Consider the following 13,908-nt stretch of genomic DNA (forward strand, 5'->3'; position numbering starts at 1 on the left):
TGTGCCAATGATACGATGGCATCAATACGATCTTCGCAGGCAGTGGGGTCTGGCGCTCCCTGCCATGACATCCTAGGATTAGGCTGATTTATCGGCCGGTTGGACGCTTCCGGACGCACCGCCGTTCTGGCTGCCGTGAACGGGCGGGATGCGGACACCGCCCGTGCGCTGATTGATCTCGGAGCTGACGTGAACAAGCAGGATCAGCGCTGCGACAACCCACTCTTGCACGCAGGCGCCGAAGGGCTTCTCGACATGGTCCGCCTGCTACTGAAGGCGGGGGCCGACACCCACCGGACGAACCGCTTCGGGGGCACTGCGCTCATTCCGGCTGCGGAACGCGGCCATATCGCTGTCGTTGAAGAGCTGCTGACCCATTCGGATGTGGATGTCAATCATATCAATAACTTAGGTTGGACCGCGCTGCTGGAAGCCATTATTCTAAGCGACGGCGGGTCCACCCACCAGCGCATCGTCAAGCTACTGCTCGATCACGGAGCCGATCCCCGCATTGCGGACAAGGATGGCGTGACTCCGCTCGAGCATGCCGCAAAGCGGCGTTATCGCGAGATCGAGAAGCTCCTTGCCGAAGCGATTCCGCGAGCCGGCAAGCCGGAGCGGCCGTCACGATGACGGTCCCGCATCGTCCGGAGCCTGCGGCATCCTGTTCATCCCCATATCCTCAATATGAAAGGAAGGGTTCTTATGTATAGCGAATACTGGCTGACACATGTCCGGTTAGAGACCGGCTACACGAGGGAAGAGGGGCACATTACGGGCACCTCGGCATCCTTGTTCCATATCCGCGTCAAGGACGGAATCATGGAGGAGATTCGTCCTGCGGCATCTCTTCCGGCTGACCCGCTGCCGCGGATCGATGCGCAGGGACTGCTCCTGCTGCCGCCCTTCCGCGAGATGCATATTCATCTGGACAAAACCTATTATGGCGGGCCATGGAAAGCGGTCCGGCCGGTCTCGAGCATCTTCGAGCGGATTGAGGAGGAGCGCCGCCTGCTGGTAGAGCAAGCTCCCTATGTCAGCGAGCGGGCGGCGCAAATTCTCGACTTGATTCTGCGCCACGGCTCCACTCATCTCCGGGCTCACGTCAATATCGACCCGGTCTCCGAGCTTCGTAATCTGGAGATGTGTCTGGAGGTGCTGGAAGGTTATCGCGGCATGCTCACGTATGAGATCGTCGGATTCACCCAACACGGGCTGCTCCGCTCCAACGTAGCCGGATTGCTCCGGCAGGCGGCCCGCAGCGGCGCAGGCCTCATCGGCTCGGTCGATCCGCATTCGGTGGATGGCGATATGCAGCAGTCGCTCACTACGCTGATGGACATTGCCGTCGAGACGAATACGGGCATCGACATTCATGTCCACGATGGCGGGGAGCATGGCTTGGCCACTCTGCATCATCTGGCGGATCTCACCGAGGATGCCGGCTGGCAGGGCCGCGTCGCCGTGAGCCATTCCTTCGCCTTCGCCAGCGCCTCATCGGAAGAAGCTGCAGAGCTGGCCGGCCGGTTCGCCGCACTCGGGATCGCGGTCCATTCGACCGTACCAATCGGGCGGCGCGTCATGCCTCTGCCGATGCTGAAGGAACGAGGCGTTCCTGTCGGGCTCGGCACGGACAGCCTGACCGATCATTGGTCGCCGTTCGGCACCGGCGATATGCTGGAGAAGGCGGGACGGCTGGCGGAGCTGTACGGTTACTCGCATGAGCATGGGCTGTCTCAGGCGCTCGGCTATATTACCGGCGGAGTTACCCCGCTGAATCCGGATGGGCAGCAAGTCTGGCCGAAGGCAGGCGTTCCGGCAAGCGGCGTGCTCGTTACCGCGAGCTGCTCCGCCGAGGCGGTGGCCCGCAAGAGCATACGACAAGCCGTGCTGCACGAGGGCCGGATCGTGGCGGGGTCGCTATGATTGGCCCGCATCGACAGGAACGGCCAGCGATGAGTCATCAGGCATTCATCGAACAGGCCGTCCGCCTGGCTTACGAGCATACCGTCTTCCGGGGAGGGAAGCCATTCGGGGCAGTCCTCGTCCGCGAAGGCCAGGTCATCGCCACAGCCGTAAATGAGGTGCTGACGAGCCATGACCCGACTGATCATGCGGAAATGCGCGCCATCCGCGACGCCTGCCGGCAGCTGGGTACCCCCGATCTGTCCGGCTGCGTGCTTTACGCCAGCGGCGAGCCATGCCCGATGTGCCTGAGCGCAGCCTATCTGGCCAAGCTGCCCGTCATCTATTACGCCTACGGCCAGGCGGACGCCGAGGTCGCCGGGCTGGGCATGAGCTGGCTGTATAAGCAGCTCGCCCTGCCGGCGGAGGCGAGAACGCTCCGGATCGTGGCCCAGCGGGCGACACCGAAGCGGACTCGCCGTATACCGCCTGGATGCGCCGCCAGGCCGACGAGAACAGCGGATAATGACAAGGGGGAGCAGATATGGATGTAAGGCAGCTTCGCTATTTCATCGCCATCGCGGAGGAACGGACCATTACGGCGGCGGCCCGGCGGCTTCATATCGCTCAGCCGCCTCTCAGCCAGCAGCTGAAGGCGCTGGAACGGGAGCTGGGGGTGCAATTGATCTGCCGCAGCCGCAAAGGGCTGGAGCTGACCGAGGCGGGTCAAGCCCTCTATCGGCACGCGGCAATGTTATTGAAGCAGATGGAGGAAGCCGAGCAGATCGTACGGGATATTGGAGGCGGCACACAAGGGACGCTTAAAATCGGCGTCAACACGCTGTCCGATCGCCGCCTGCCGGATTGGCTCCGCGCCTTCCGGGCGTCCCGTCCCGACATGAGATACAAGATTCACCAGAACGACTCGCGCCAGCTGTGCAAGCTGGTGAAGGAACGGGATATTGAACTCGCCCTGATCCGGCTTCCGCTCGATCTGCCTGAGTTCTGCGTTCACCCCTTTCCCGCAGAGCCGTTCTATTTCCTGGCCGGCCGTTCCTTCCAGCCCCCGCGTCCGGAACTGACGCTGCAGGACATAGCTTCCGCTCCGCTCCTGCTGCCCAGCACGGAAGGGCTGGGAGTCTACCAGGTGATTATGGATGCGTTCCGCCAGCGACGTCTCGAAGCCCACATCCTCGGGGAATGCTCCGACATTTGGTTATTGATGGAGCTCGTCTCCACCGGCTTCGGCATGAGCATCGTGCCGCTGTCCGTACAAGGCCGCTGGACGGAGGAGAACATTCAAGCATTCCCTCTTCCCGAGATTAGCGGCGCTTCGGCTCTAATCTGGCTGAAGGAGCATCATTTGTCCCAAGCGGCGCTGAAGTTCATCGAGATCGTGTCGCGATAAAGGGGTTGGGAGCAAGTAAGAGTGAATGCCCGTGAGTGGCAGTCTTACTTGCTCTTACATTTTCATAGTACTCAAGCAACGCGTCATTCCTATGAGAACTCATCGTAAATGCCCCTTCACCTGCTCCTGCATCATTTTGGTCCAAGATTTCCATAAGTGCCCGTTGGAAATGGAGAACTCCTTCGCAATATCGACCCTTTCTTCCCCTCATTCCAATCCCGTCATTGTCCATGCAAGTGAGAGCTTCGTTCATATCTTGGTGGGGCAAAAAAACCGGTGAATAGTAAGAAACGCTTTACCGGCCCTTATCAAGGACGGAAAGCGCTTCTGTGACCAAAATCCCCCTCCATTCGCCTCACCGCGCCAACGTCGGCAGAGATGCTGGAGGGGGATTAACGTGATGCGATCGATGCTACTTCACGAAGCCAAGCAGCATCTCGCGGATAATCTTGCTGGCCGTAATCGGCGTCTGCTCGGTCGGGTCATAGATCGGCGCGACTTCCACGAGGTCGCAGCCGACGATGTTCGCCTCCGAACGGGCGATGAGATGCACCGCTTCAAGCAGTTCCTTGGACGTGATGCCGCCCGCTTCCGCCGTGCCAGTGCCCGGCGCGCAGCTCGGATCGAGCACGTCGATGTCGATCGTGACGTAGACCGGACGTCCTGCCAGCTCCGGCAGCACGCTCTTGAGCGGCGCAGCCACATCGAACGGATGGAAGTTGATGTTCTCGCGGGCATAGGTCCACTCCTCGCGGGAGCCGGAACGGATGCCGAATTGATAGATGTTCTTGCCGCCCATCAATTCCGCCGCCTTGCGGATCGGGGTCGAGTGCGACAGCGGCTCGCCTTCATACTGCTCGCGCAGGTCAGCATGCGCATCGATATGGAGAATCGCCAGATCCGGATACTTCTTATACACTTCCTGGATAACCGGCCAGGAGACGAGATGTTCGCCGCCCAAGCCGACCGGGAACTTGCCGTCCGCCAGCAGCTTGCTTACGAACTCCCCGATGATGTCCAGGCTCTTCGCCGCGTTGCCGAACGGCAGCAGCAGATCTCCGGCATCGAAATAGTTCAGCTCCTCAATGCTCTTGTCGAGATAGGGGCTGTACTCCTCCAGCCCGATTGAAGCCTCGCGGACGCGGGCCGGGCCGAAGCGAGATCCCGGGCGGAACGATACCGTGTAATCCATCGGCATGCCGTAAATGACCGCCTTGGCGCTCTCATAATCTTCCGAACTGTAGATGAACACGTTGCCCGAATATTTTTGATCCAATTTCATAGGTATGCTCCTCCTCGCTGCAGCCTGCCTTACGGCTTACTTGCAGAGATCCTCGACGAATTTCGGCAATACGAAGGCGGCGTGATGCAGACGCGGCGAGTAGTACTTCGTCTCCATCTCCGGAATACTCGCTTCCTCCACCTTCAGCGGATCATGCTTCTTGCTGCCCATCGTGAACGTCCACATGCCGCTCGGATAGGTCGGAATGTTCGCTGCGTAGACGCGGACGATCGGGAAAATCTCCTTCACGTCCCGGCTCACCTTCTGAATCAGATCGGCCTTGAACCAAGGATTGTCCGTCTGTGCGACGAACAGACCGTCATCCTTCAACGCATCGTAGATGCCTTGATAGAAGCCGCGTTCGAACAATGGAGCTGCAGGACCAACCGGCTCGGTAGAATCGACCATAATGACGTCGTACTCGTTCTTGCTGTTCAATATATGCATATATCCGTCATTCACCTGTACTTCAACCCGCGGGTTATCCAGCTCGCAGGCGATTTCCGGAAGATATTTTTTCGAATATTCGATTACTTTGCCGTCGATATCGACGAGAACGGCCTTCTCCACCGAAGGATGCTTCATAATCTCGCGTATCACTCCGCCGTCTCCTCCGCCGACGACAAGCACTTTCTTGGGATTGGGATGCGTTGCGAGAGCCGGGTGCGCCACCATTTCATGGTAGACGAATTCATCCTTCACCGTAGTCATTACCATGCCGTCCAATACGAGCATTCGTCCGAATTCTTCGGTATCCAGCATGACCAAATGCTGAAACGGCGTCTGTTCATTCACGTAGGTCTCGCGAATCTTCGCCGTAATGCCAAAGCTCTCCGTCTGCTTCTCTGTAAACCACAATTCCATAGGAATCAACCTTCTTTCTTATCGGTAATGGTATCGTTGGTCCCTGCCGAAATGCTCGTAATGGTTCCCATGTGTACATTCGTAACACTTCATCTACATATCGCACCAAGCTGCTCAGTGTATAAATAGACCAATTGTATTATACGCGAGTCACCTCGTCTTAGCAAAATAAAAAAACAGCCGGCAAGCAATCCTGGCACGGCGCCGATCGGACATCCGATTCTCCCCTTTTTGCCCCGTCTCCTGTGTCCCCGAATACGGAAGAAGCCCTGCTCCCGGCTGCGCTGAGGCAGCCGATTTTTTAGCTTGCCAGGAATAAGCCATTCTATTCTTTTCCATACTGAGAAATAACGTGAATGGATGTCGAACGGACGGGATATCGGGGATAAGGAGGAGTCATAATGGATCGACGCCGCACATCAACCAAGAAGCGCAAGCGGCTACGCTTGCTGCTCATCAGCTCCAGCGCCGCCTTCGTCATGGCGATCGGCGTGGCTGCCTCCGTGCTCGGTTACCTCTATGTAAGCGATCTGCCCGTCACCGCGACGGAGCAGGCCTCGCGGATTCTCGACGGCCAAGGCCAGCCGCTGACGACACTGTCCCCGGGCCAGAAGCAGCAGATACAAGTCCCCTTGAAGGATATGGCCGAGGATCTGGTCCGCGCGACGCTGGCTACGGAGGATCGGCAGTTCTATCACCATCCGGGGATCGACGTGAAGGGAGTCGCACGGGCAGTGCTCGTCAATCTGGAGAACATGTCCACGCGGCAAGGAGCCAGCACATTGACCCAGCAGCTGGCCCGCAATCTGTATTTGAGCCATGAACGGACATGGAAGCGTAAGGTGAAGGAAGCGCTGTATGCAATGCAACTGGAGATGAAGTACACCAAGGACGAGATTCTCGAGAAGTATCTGAATCAAATCTATTACGGGCACGGGGCCTACGGGATCGAAGCAGCGGCACAGCTCTACTTCGACAAGTCGGCCCACGATCTGACCTTGGCCGAGAGCGCCATGCTGGCGGGCATTCCGCGCGGCCCTGTCTATTATTCTCCCTTCCTGCAAATGAAAAATGCGAAGGATCGGCAAAAGACCGTGCTGAACGGCATGGTCGAGACCGGATATATCTCGCAGGAGGCGGCCGACAAAGCCTACCATGAGATGCTGACCTTCCGGCCGCAGACGGAACGGCCGGACACACTCGTCGCCCCCTACTTCCGCGACTATGTGCGGCGGGAGCTCACCGATCTGGGCATCCCGGAAGTGGAGATCGACGGCGGCGGCCTGCTCGTCTATACGACGCTTGACGCCCGGGCGCAGCAGACGGCAGAGGATGCAGTGGCGAAGCAAATACCGGCGGAAGGAGATCTGCAGGCAGCTCTTATCGCTATCGATCCTCGCAACGGGTACATCAAAGCGATGGTCGGCGGCAAAAACTACCGCCTCAATCAATACAACCGCGTCTTCGCGGATACGCGCCAGCCGGGCTCGGCCTTCAAGCCGATTGTCTATCTGGCCGCCCTGGAGAAGAAGGCGATCACGGCGGCGACCCATTTCGTGAGCGAGCCGACGGCTTTTCCTTATGACGACGGGCGGCAAGTATACCGGCCGAGAAACTATGGCGGCAAGTACCATGGCGACATCGATCTTCGCCAGGCGATTGCCGCCTCCGATAACATTTATGCGGTTCATACGATGCTGCAGATCGGTCCCGACAAGGTCATCTCGCTAGCGCGGCGGCTCGGCATCGAAGGATCGATGAAGCCGCTCCCGTCCTTGGCGCTGGGGACCTATCCGGTCAGTCCGTTCGACATGGCCGCCGCCTACGGCGTCTTCAGCAATGAGGGCAGGCGGGTCATCCCGCGCGCGATCCTGAAGGTTACGGATCAGGCGGGCCGCATATTGTACGAAGCGCCGCCGGTGGAGGCGGAGCAGGTTGTGAACCCGGCGGAAGCTTATGTGCTCACCAGTCTGATGGAGAGCGTATTCGAAGCGGGCGGGACCGGCAACCGCGTCTCGCCGGTCATCAAGCGCCCCGTAGCCGGGAAGACCGGCACGACCGATGCCGACGCCTGGATCGTCGGCTACACCCCGGAGCTGTCGACCGCGGTATGGGTCGGCTACGATCGGGGCAAGAACATCTCGCTAACTGAATCGCACAAGGCCGCACCGATCTTCGCCGAGTTCATGGAGAAGGCACTGCACAGCGTGCCGCCCAAAATTTTTACGGTGCCGGATGATGTGGTCAGCCTCTATATTGATCCGGATTCCGGACAGCTTGCTGGTGAAGAATGTCCCGGCAAACGGCTTGAGACCTTCGTCAAAGGAACCGAGCCGACAGAATGGTGCGGCCTGCATCGTTCAGCGAAGCCGGAGGCCGGACCGGACAAGCCGGACGAGAAGGAGCCGGAGAAGCGCTCGTGGTGGCAGCACTTCAAGCGCTGGTGGACTGGATGAGGAATCAGGTGCTCATGCCGGAGGTATCGGACGACAAAAACAGCCGGACCGCTGGCGCCGCTCCTCCTGAAGAGCGGCGCCGGCATCCGGCTGCTGTGGCTGTATCGTCCGCAGCGGGATAGGCCCGGGAAGCGGCTGCTGCTTAATCGATATACCGGTTCCGCCCCGCTCCCAGGCCGGCGACGACCATGATGGAGGATGTGCCGAGCAAGGCGATGACTGGCCACGTCCAGGCCGCTGTCACATCATGCAGCGCCCCGAGGCATATCGGGCCTAGCGCCGCCAGCGCATAGCCCATTGATTGGGACATGCCGGACAGCGCCGCCGCTTGCGTCGCATTTCTGGCGCGAAGCGCGATGAAGGTCAGCGCCAGGCTGATGCAGATGCTCTGCCCAATTCCCATCAAGATAACCGCAACGGTCACAATGGCGGCGTTATCGATTAGCAAGCCGGCATAGCCGGCCATGCCGATAAGCGCCCCAGCGGCGGCCACGAGCCGTTGATCCTTCAATCGTTCCGCAATCGCCGGAACCAGGAAGTTGAACGGAATGCCGGTCAACTGCATGACCGACAGCATCCAGCCGGCATTGACGGGAGACCAGCCGTGACTGAGGAGAATCTCCGGCAGCCAGGCGACGGACACATAATAATTGAAGGATTGGAAGCCCATATAGATCGTAACCTGCCAGGCCAGACCGGACTTCCATACATTCGCGGTCTTGCCGGAGCCGGTACGCTTCGCGCCACCCCCGCTCCGTGCCTGGGAGGACCAAGCCATCGGCAGCCAGATCAGCAGGCCGAGCAGCGACAGCGCGGCCCACACCAGGAGCGTGTTCCGCCATCCCCAGCCCGCGCCCTGAGACAGCGGGACACTGATGCCCGCGGCAATTGAGGCGAAGATGCTCATCGTCATGCTGTACAGGCCGGTCATGAAGCCGACCCGGTTGATGAAGTTCTGCTTCACGATGCTAGGCAGCAGGACGTTGCACACGGCGATCCCGATGCCGACGCCCGCGGTTCCGACGAAGAGCAGCGGAACGGAATCGAAGGCGCGAAGCCCGATCCCGATCGTCATGAGCGCCAGCGTCGCGACCAGCGTGCGCTCTGTCCCGTATCGGCGCGCCAGCGAAGGCGCGAACGGGGACAGCACGGCGAAGCCAATAAGCGGTATCGTCGTAAGCCAGCCGACGGCCCCGTTCGACAAGCCGGTATCATCGCGAATGAAGCCGATGAGCGGTCCCACCGAAGCGATGGCAGCGCGCATGTTCGCGCCTACAAGCACAATCCCCAATAAGAGCATCACTAATGTTTTATTTGACGGAACCGGTTGTTCTGCCTGCAGTGCGGGTCTCACTATGCATCTCTCCCTCTTTTTTATCTCTAATTTATCTGTTTCTATCTACTTCTCTACATGTGTACGTTATGTGTAAGCCGAATAGGCATCCATAGGCATCTATCTGCCGGTCAACCATTCATTCTCATTCGGAAATTTCGAAGTTCAGCTCCAGCAGTTGGCGTACGAGCTGCTGCGCCGCGTTCCCGTCCTGCCGCTCGATCACGTCGACCAGTTCCTCGTGGAAGCAGGCCATCTTCTCCCGCTGCGGGCTGCGCTTGACGAACAGATCCACCGATTGCCGCACCGCATCCGCGATACTGCTGTATAAGTTGACCAAGAGCTGATTATGCGTCGCCGTCGCCAAGGCCAAGTGAAACTGATAATCATAACGGACATAAGCATCATCGTCCCCGATGCGGTACGATTCGCTCATCAGGCCAAGCCAGCGGCGCATCGCTTCCAGATCCGTATCCGTACGCCTCTCCGCGGCCAGCCTCGCGATCTCCCGCTCCAGACAGAAGCGGACCTCGGCCGCCTCCCTTCTATCCGCCTTCATCAATTGATGATGGAGGATCGCATTCAAGCTGCTCTTGGAGCAGACGTACGTTCCGTCTCCCTGCCGCGCCTCCAGCACCCCGACATGAATAAGCGACTTCACCGCTTCCCGAATGCTGTTGCGGCTCACATTGAACACTTGCATCAGCTCGGGCTCAGGGGGGATACGGCTCCCCAATGGCCATGACTCCGATTGAATCAATTGCTCAATCTGTTCGATGACCTGCTCTACTAGGGTTTGTTTCTTAACCGGACGAAGCTCCACTATACTCCTCCTCAGATCGTAAACATAGGATGATTGGATGTTTGTATGTAATCATACAGGTGGCCGAGAATAATTGTCAATCAAATTTTAAGTGTCCCGGCTCCGCATCTCTGGGCTTCCGATCGGCCCCCCATCACATTCCAGGGAAACACCAAATGAGGCAAAAGGATGCTGGCGCTTGCCAGTCCGCTCGGACTTAGCCGCTTAAGCCATGTGATTGTAAACATACAGCTAATGCGCTGCGGCCCGGAAAAAAGCTGCAATCATACAGTTTCTTCACTGAACCTCCTTGAATGAAAAGAAGATCCTGCGAATATCAGGCTGTTGAGAAAGCCCGAGGGATTTTGTGGCACTTCATTTTTTGTGTGGTGGATCTCGTCTCTCAGTAGAAAAATCGATTTAAAACGCTATGGGTGCCAAGTTTTGAGTAGGAAAATGGACAATCTCCACCCCTTCGTAAAAAACAGGGGGGTTCCAACGGCCTGAAAACTGCACGATTTCCTCAGACACGTCTATCCGGTAAGCGAAATCCGCAAAACTGCACGATTTCTCCAGACACGCCTATTCGGTAAGCGAAATCCTGCGCAAATACAGCAATTCGATACGGACGACTTTTACCAGAAAGGGAATCCTGCAAAACTGCAGGAATTTCACCCGTTTCGCTTCGGCTTGAAGCAAAAGGGCCTAAAATGATGTAGATTTGCAGCAATTCCTCGGGATGTGGACTCATTGAGCCGAAATTCCTGTAAAATAGCAGCAATTCCCTCCACACGTTCAAGCCCCAGGAGGCAACGATGCCTCCAGAAGGCAATGATGCTTCCTGAAGGCGATGATGCCCCCAGGATCCGACGCGGTCTCTTGGATCCCGTAAAATCAGGCCGTTGAGAAGCCTATGGGAATTTTCTCCATTTCATTTTTTATATAGTGGAGCTCGTTTCTCAGTAGAAAAAATTCTGAGTGCCAAGTTTTAATTATGTAAATGGACATCTCCACCCCTTCGTAAAAAATAGGGGTTTTCCAACGGCCTGATAATTGCAGGATTCTTGCCTAACGGAGAGATACGGAGTAGAAATGCTGCAGTCATGCAGGATCTGCTCAGGTGCTTCAGCAAGCAGGGCAGCGCGTCGCCTTCGCCGCAGCACACAAAAAGACCTGTTCCCTCAAGCATGCAGGGACACAGGTCTTCTTCATGTAACATCATTCTTCATCGTTGGGTTACTATGCCAGCTTCGACTTCAACTCATCCGATGAGCGCTCCCACCATTCCGCATTATGCGTCAACAGCAACTCGCGCAGCGCTGCCTTCTCTTCCGCGTCGAGTCCGTCCACGATGACACGGCGCTTCATCGCGTAATCCATATTATTCACATGGTCGGCGAGAATCTTCCAGCCGCGTCTTGCCTCCGTATCGATGAGCATCTCGCAGGCGGTGACTCCGCCATAGGATGTTCCTTCCGCCGTCCGATCAACCGCGACCCACACAATCCAGCAGCGGCGGCCATTCGGCACGTCCTCGCGGTTCGGCGAGAACTTGATGCCCCGCTCTACCTTGCTCTTCGCATGCATGGCACCCATATCGATGTATGCCCGGCCTTCGTCAATAATAACCGGAGATACGTTGTTCAAATCGATGCTGCCGGCGCCAAATCCTTTATGCTTAGTGCCGCTCACGACATTGAGCGCGAGAGGCTTCTTCATCTTCTTATCGGAAGATTCCATTCCGCACACTCCTTCCTCACCCGATGCTCCTGACTGCGGAGAGGCCGGGTATCAAAATCATTTTCATTTTAGCTAATATTCCGCAAAAAGCCAACATATACATGCCATAGATGCTTGTCAACGGGAGGTAAGAATCGTATGACCCGACGCAAAAATTATCGCCCACTGCTCTGGATCACCGCACTTCTCATCGTAAGCTCGATCTTGTATGTCCGCTTCTGGCCTTCTGAGTCGGTCCCTTCCCTCGGTTCAGACATGCCGAAGAACATCGGGATGGAGCCCGTTACTCCCCAGAATATCGAGTCTCCGGCTGCAGAAGTGCTCAGTGAACGAATCGCTGAATATCATATCAATGTCAGATTGGACGAGTCCGCTCATCTGCTGCAAGCCGCCCAGACCGTAACGTGGCTCAATCCGGGCAAAAAAACGGTGAACGAGCTCTACTTCCATCTATATCCGAATGCATTCGAGTCCCCGGATACGACCTTCATGCGGGAGTCGGGCGGCAGGCTGCGGGAAGATGCCATGCCGGCGGACGGATACGGCGGCATAAGCTTGATGGCGCTGGATACGACCGCCGGTCTATCCTTAATGAACCGGATTGAGTATGTCCAGCCCGATGACGGCAATGCCAAGGATAAGACGCTTATGAAAATTCGGCTTCCTCAGCCGATCAAGAGCTACGAAAGGATTACGCTCACCATGAAATTCGAAGTGAAGCTGCCCAAAGTTTTCGCCCGCATGGGGTATGCGGAGGATTTCGTCATGGCCGGCCAATGGTTCCCCAAAGTGGCTGCTTATGAGAAGGTCGGCGTAAGAGGCCGTTCGTCAGAAGGCTGGAATCTGCACCAATACCACGGCAATTCCGAATTTTACGCCAATTTTGGCATTTACAGCGTCAAGATTGAGGTTCCCGACACGTATACCGTCGCAGCGACCGGCTTCCCTACGAAGACGCCGGTATTGGTTAACGGCCGCAAGACGTATCAGTTCTATGCGGATGATGTTCATGATTTCGGGTGGGCCGCCTCGCCGAACTTCATCTATGTAGAGGAACCATTCTCAGCGCCAAATGTGCCGGGCGTGCGCATCAAGCTCTATCTCGATCCGAAGCATGAGAATTTGAAGGAACGATATCTGTATGCGGCGAAGGCCGCGCTCTCCAAGTTCAGCGAATGGTACGGCTCATATCCGTATTCGACCTTGTCCATCGTCGTGCCGCCCAAGGCGGCCAACGGCGCAGGCGGGATGGAATACCCTACGCTTATCACCGCCTTCGGTGCGGAAGATGACAGTCCGGGCTACAATCTGGAACGAACCGTCGTTCATGAGATTGGCCACCAATACTTCTACGGGCTGCTCGCCTCCAATGAATTCGAGGAAGCGTGGCTGGACGAGGGCTTCACCTCCTATGCCGAAGACAAGCTGATGGAGCATGAATTCGGGGTCGCACCGAATCTTGCCGTGGAAGGGAGCTACATGACTGACCCGGCTCCGCTCAAGCTGGCAGCGTGGGAATACAAAGACCACAGACATTATGCCGAAAATGTGTACATGCGTTCCAAGTTAGTCCTGCTCGCCATCGAGAAGCAGGTCGGCGAAAAGACGATGCACCGTATCATGCGGACGTACACACAGAAGTACCGCTTCAAGCATCCGACGACCGCAGATTTCCAGCGTGTCGTCGAGCAGGTCACCAAGCGGAAATGGACTGATTTCTTCAATCAATATGTGTATGGGAACCAGATGGCGGACTTCGCTGTCGAGGGGATCGATACCCGCGTTCTGGACAACGAGGGAGCCCCCCGCTACGAGGCCACGGTTCACATCGTGAAGAAGGGCGCCGATTATCCGAGCGTGCCGATTATATTCCACTTCGCGGACGGCACCAGCACCCGCAAGGTGTGGGACGGAGACGGTGAACGGATGCAATACCGGCTCAACCATACGGCGCCGCTGGACTGGGTCATGATCGACCCGCTCTATACGATTGTCGTGGAGAATAAGCATATCAACAATTATATGAAGGCGCATGTGGAGGAGCCCGTCCGCACCCGCGTCAATCTATCCATCGTCAAATTGCTTGAAATGATCTCGAGCACAGTGGGGTGGTGAATC

Annotated in this window: 13 protein-coding genes; 7 read left to right on the forward strand and 6 right to left on the reverse strand. The window is 57.3% G+C overall.

The window, feature by feature from the left end; all coding sequences use genetic code 11:
• Positions 1 to 99: 99 nt before the first annotated feature.
• The 4 genes from DQX05_RS22585 to DQX05_RS22600 all read left to right on the forward strand — a co-directional run bounded on the left by DQX05_RS22585 (position 100) and on the right by DQX05_RS22600 (position 3,313).
• Entirely contained in the window at positions 100 to 633 is a 534-nt protein-coding gene (locus DQX05_RS22585; RefSeq protein ID WP_259392179.1) for an ankyrin repeat domain-containing protein, read from the forward strand.
• A 72-nt stretch (positions 634 to 705) separates the two neighbouring features.
• Positions 706 to 1,926, forward strand: a complete 1,221-nt coding sequence (locus DQX05_RS22590; protein WP_119795706.1) for an amidohydrolase — start codon at positions 706 to 708, stop codon at positions 1,924 to 1,926.
• A 29-nt stretch (positions 1,927 to 1,955) separates the two neighbouring features.
• Positions 1,956 to 2,459 (forward strand): nucleoside deaminase, encoded by a 504-nt coding sequence (locus DQX05_RS22595; protein ID WP_119795743.1) that lies wholly within the window; start codon positions 1,956 to 1,958, stop codon positions 2,457 to 2,459.
• Positions 2,450 to 3,313, forward strand: coding sequence for a LysR family transcriptional regulator (locus DQX05_RS22600; RefSeq protein WP_119795707.1), 864 nt, complete (start codon positions 2,450 to 2,452; stop codon positions 3,311 to 3,313). The genes DQX05_RS22595 and DQX05_RS22600 overlap by 10 nt, the downstream gene beginning before the upstream one ends.
• 412 nt (positions 3,314 to 3,725) lie before the next feature.
• Here DQX05_RS22600 and speB read toward each other — a convergent pair whose 3' ends face one another.
• Together speB and speE are read right to left on the reverse strand one after the other, a co-directional pair.
• Positions 3,726 to 4,595, reverse strand: a complete 870-nt coding sequence (gene speB / locus DQX05_RS22605; protein WP_119795708.1) for an agmatinase — start codon at positions 4,593 to 4,595, stop codon at positions 3,726 to 3,728.
• A gap of 36 nt (positions 4,596 to 4,631) precedes the next feature.
• Complete coding sequence (speE, locus tag DQX05_RS22610) at positions 4,632 to 5,459, reverse strand: polyamine aminopropyltransferase (RefSeq protein WP_087441078.1); 828 nt, start codon at positions 5,457 to 5,459, stop codon at positions 4,632 to 4,634.
• Between the two features lie 401 nt (positions 5,460 to 5,860).
• Between speE and DQX05_RS22615 the strand changes: the two genes are divergently transcribed.
• Positions 5,861 to 7,915, forward strand: a complete 2,055-nt coding sequence (locus DQX05_RS22615) for a transglycosylase domain-containing protein (protein WP_119795709.1) — start codon at positions 5,861 to 5,863, stop codon at positions 7,913 to 7,915.
• Entirely contained in the window at positions 7,882 to 8,037 is a 156-nt protein-coding gene (locus DQX05_RS31050) for a hypothetical protein (RefSeq protein ID WP_182914876.1), read from the forward strand. Before DQX05_RS22615 ends, DQX05_RS31050 begins: the two co-directional genes overlap by 34 nt.
• Before the next feature lie 20 nt (positions 8,038 to 8,057).
• On the opposite strand, the gene DQX05_RS22620 is transcribed toward DQX05_RS31050, so the two are convergent.
• From DQX05_RS22620 to DQX05_RS22630, 4 genes are all read right to left on the reverse strand, one after another.
• Positions 8,058 to 9,269 (reverse strand): CynX/NimT family MFS transporter, encoded by a 1,212-nt coding sequence (locus DQX05_RS22620; protein WP_259392180.1) that lies wholly within the window; start codon positions 9,267 to 9,269, stop codon positions 8,058 to 8,060.
• Between the two features lie 124 nt (positions 9,270 to 9,393).
• The gene (locus DQX05_RS22625; RefSeq protein WP_119795711.1) at positions 9,394 to 10,071 is read right to left on the reverse strand and encodes a FadR/GntR family transcriptional regulator; all 678 of its coding nucleotides are present in this window, start codon (positions 10,069 to 10,071) and stop codon (positions 9,394 to 9,396) included.
• Positions 10,072 to 10,573: 502 nt separating this feature from the next.
• On the reverse strand, positions 10,574 to 10,801 hold the full coding sequence (locus DQX05_RS30390; RefSeq protein ID WP_147385225.1) for a hypothetical protein: 228 nt from the start codon (positions 10,799 to 10,801) through the stop codon (positions 10,574 to 10,576).
• A gap of 488 nt (positions 10,802 to 11,289) precedes the next feature.
• Positions 11,290 to 11,790, reverse strand: coding sequence for a YwhD family protein (locus DQX05_RS22630; protein WP_119795712.1), 501 nt, complete (start codon positions 11,788 to 11,790; stop codon positions 11,290 to 11,292).
• A gap of 138 nt (positions 11,791 to 11,928) precedes the next feature.
• On the opposite strand from DQX05_RS22630, the gene DQX05_RS22635 reads away from it, so the two are divergent.
• Positions 11,929 to 13,905 carry a M1 family metallopeptidase gene (locus DQX05_RS22635; RefSeq protein WP_119795713.1) on the forward strand — a complete coding sequence of 659 codons (1,977 nt, stop codon included), beginning with the start codon at positions 11,929 to 11,931 and terminating at the stop codon, positions 13,903 to 13,905.
• The last annotated feature ends 3 nt before the right edge of the window (positions 13,906 to 13,908 follow it).

The sequence above is a fragment of the Paenibacillus thiaminolyticus genome, from assembly GCF_003591545.1.
GTDB lineage: Bacteria > Bacillota > Bacilli > Paenibacillales > Paenibacillaceae > Paenibacillus_B > Paenibacillus_B thiaminolyticus_A.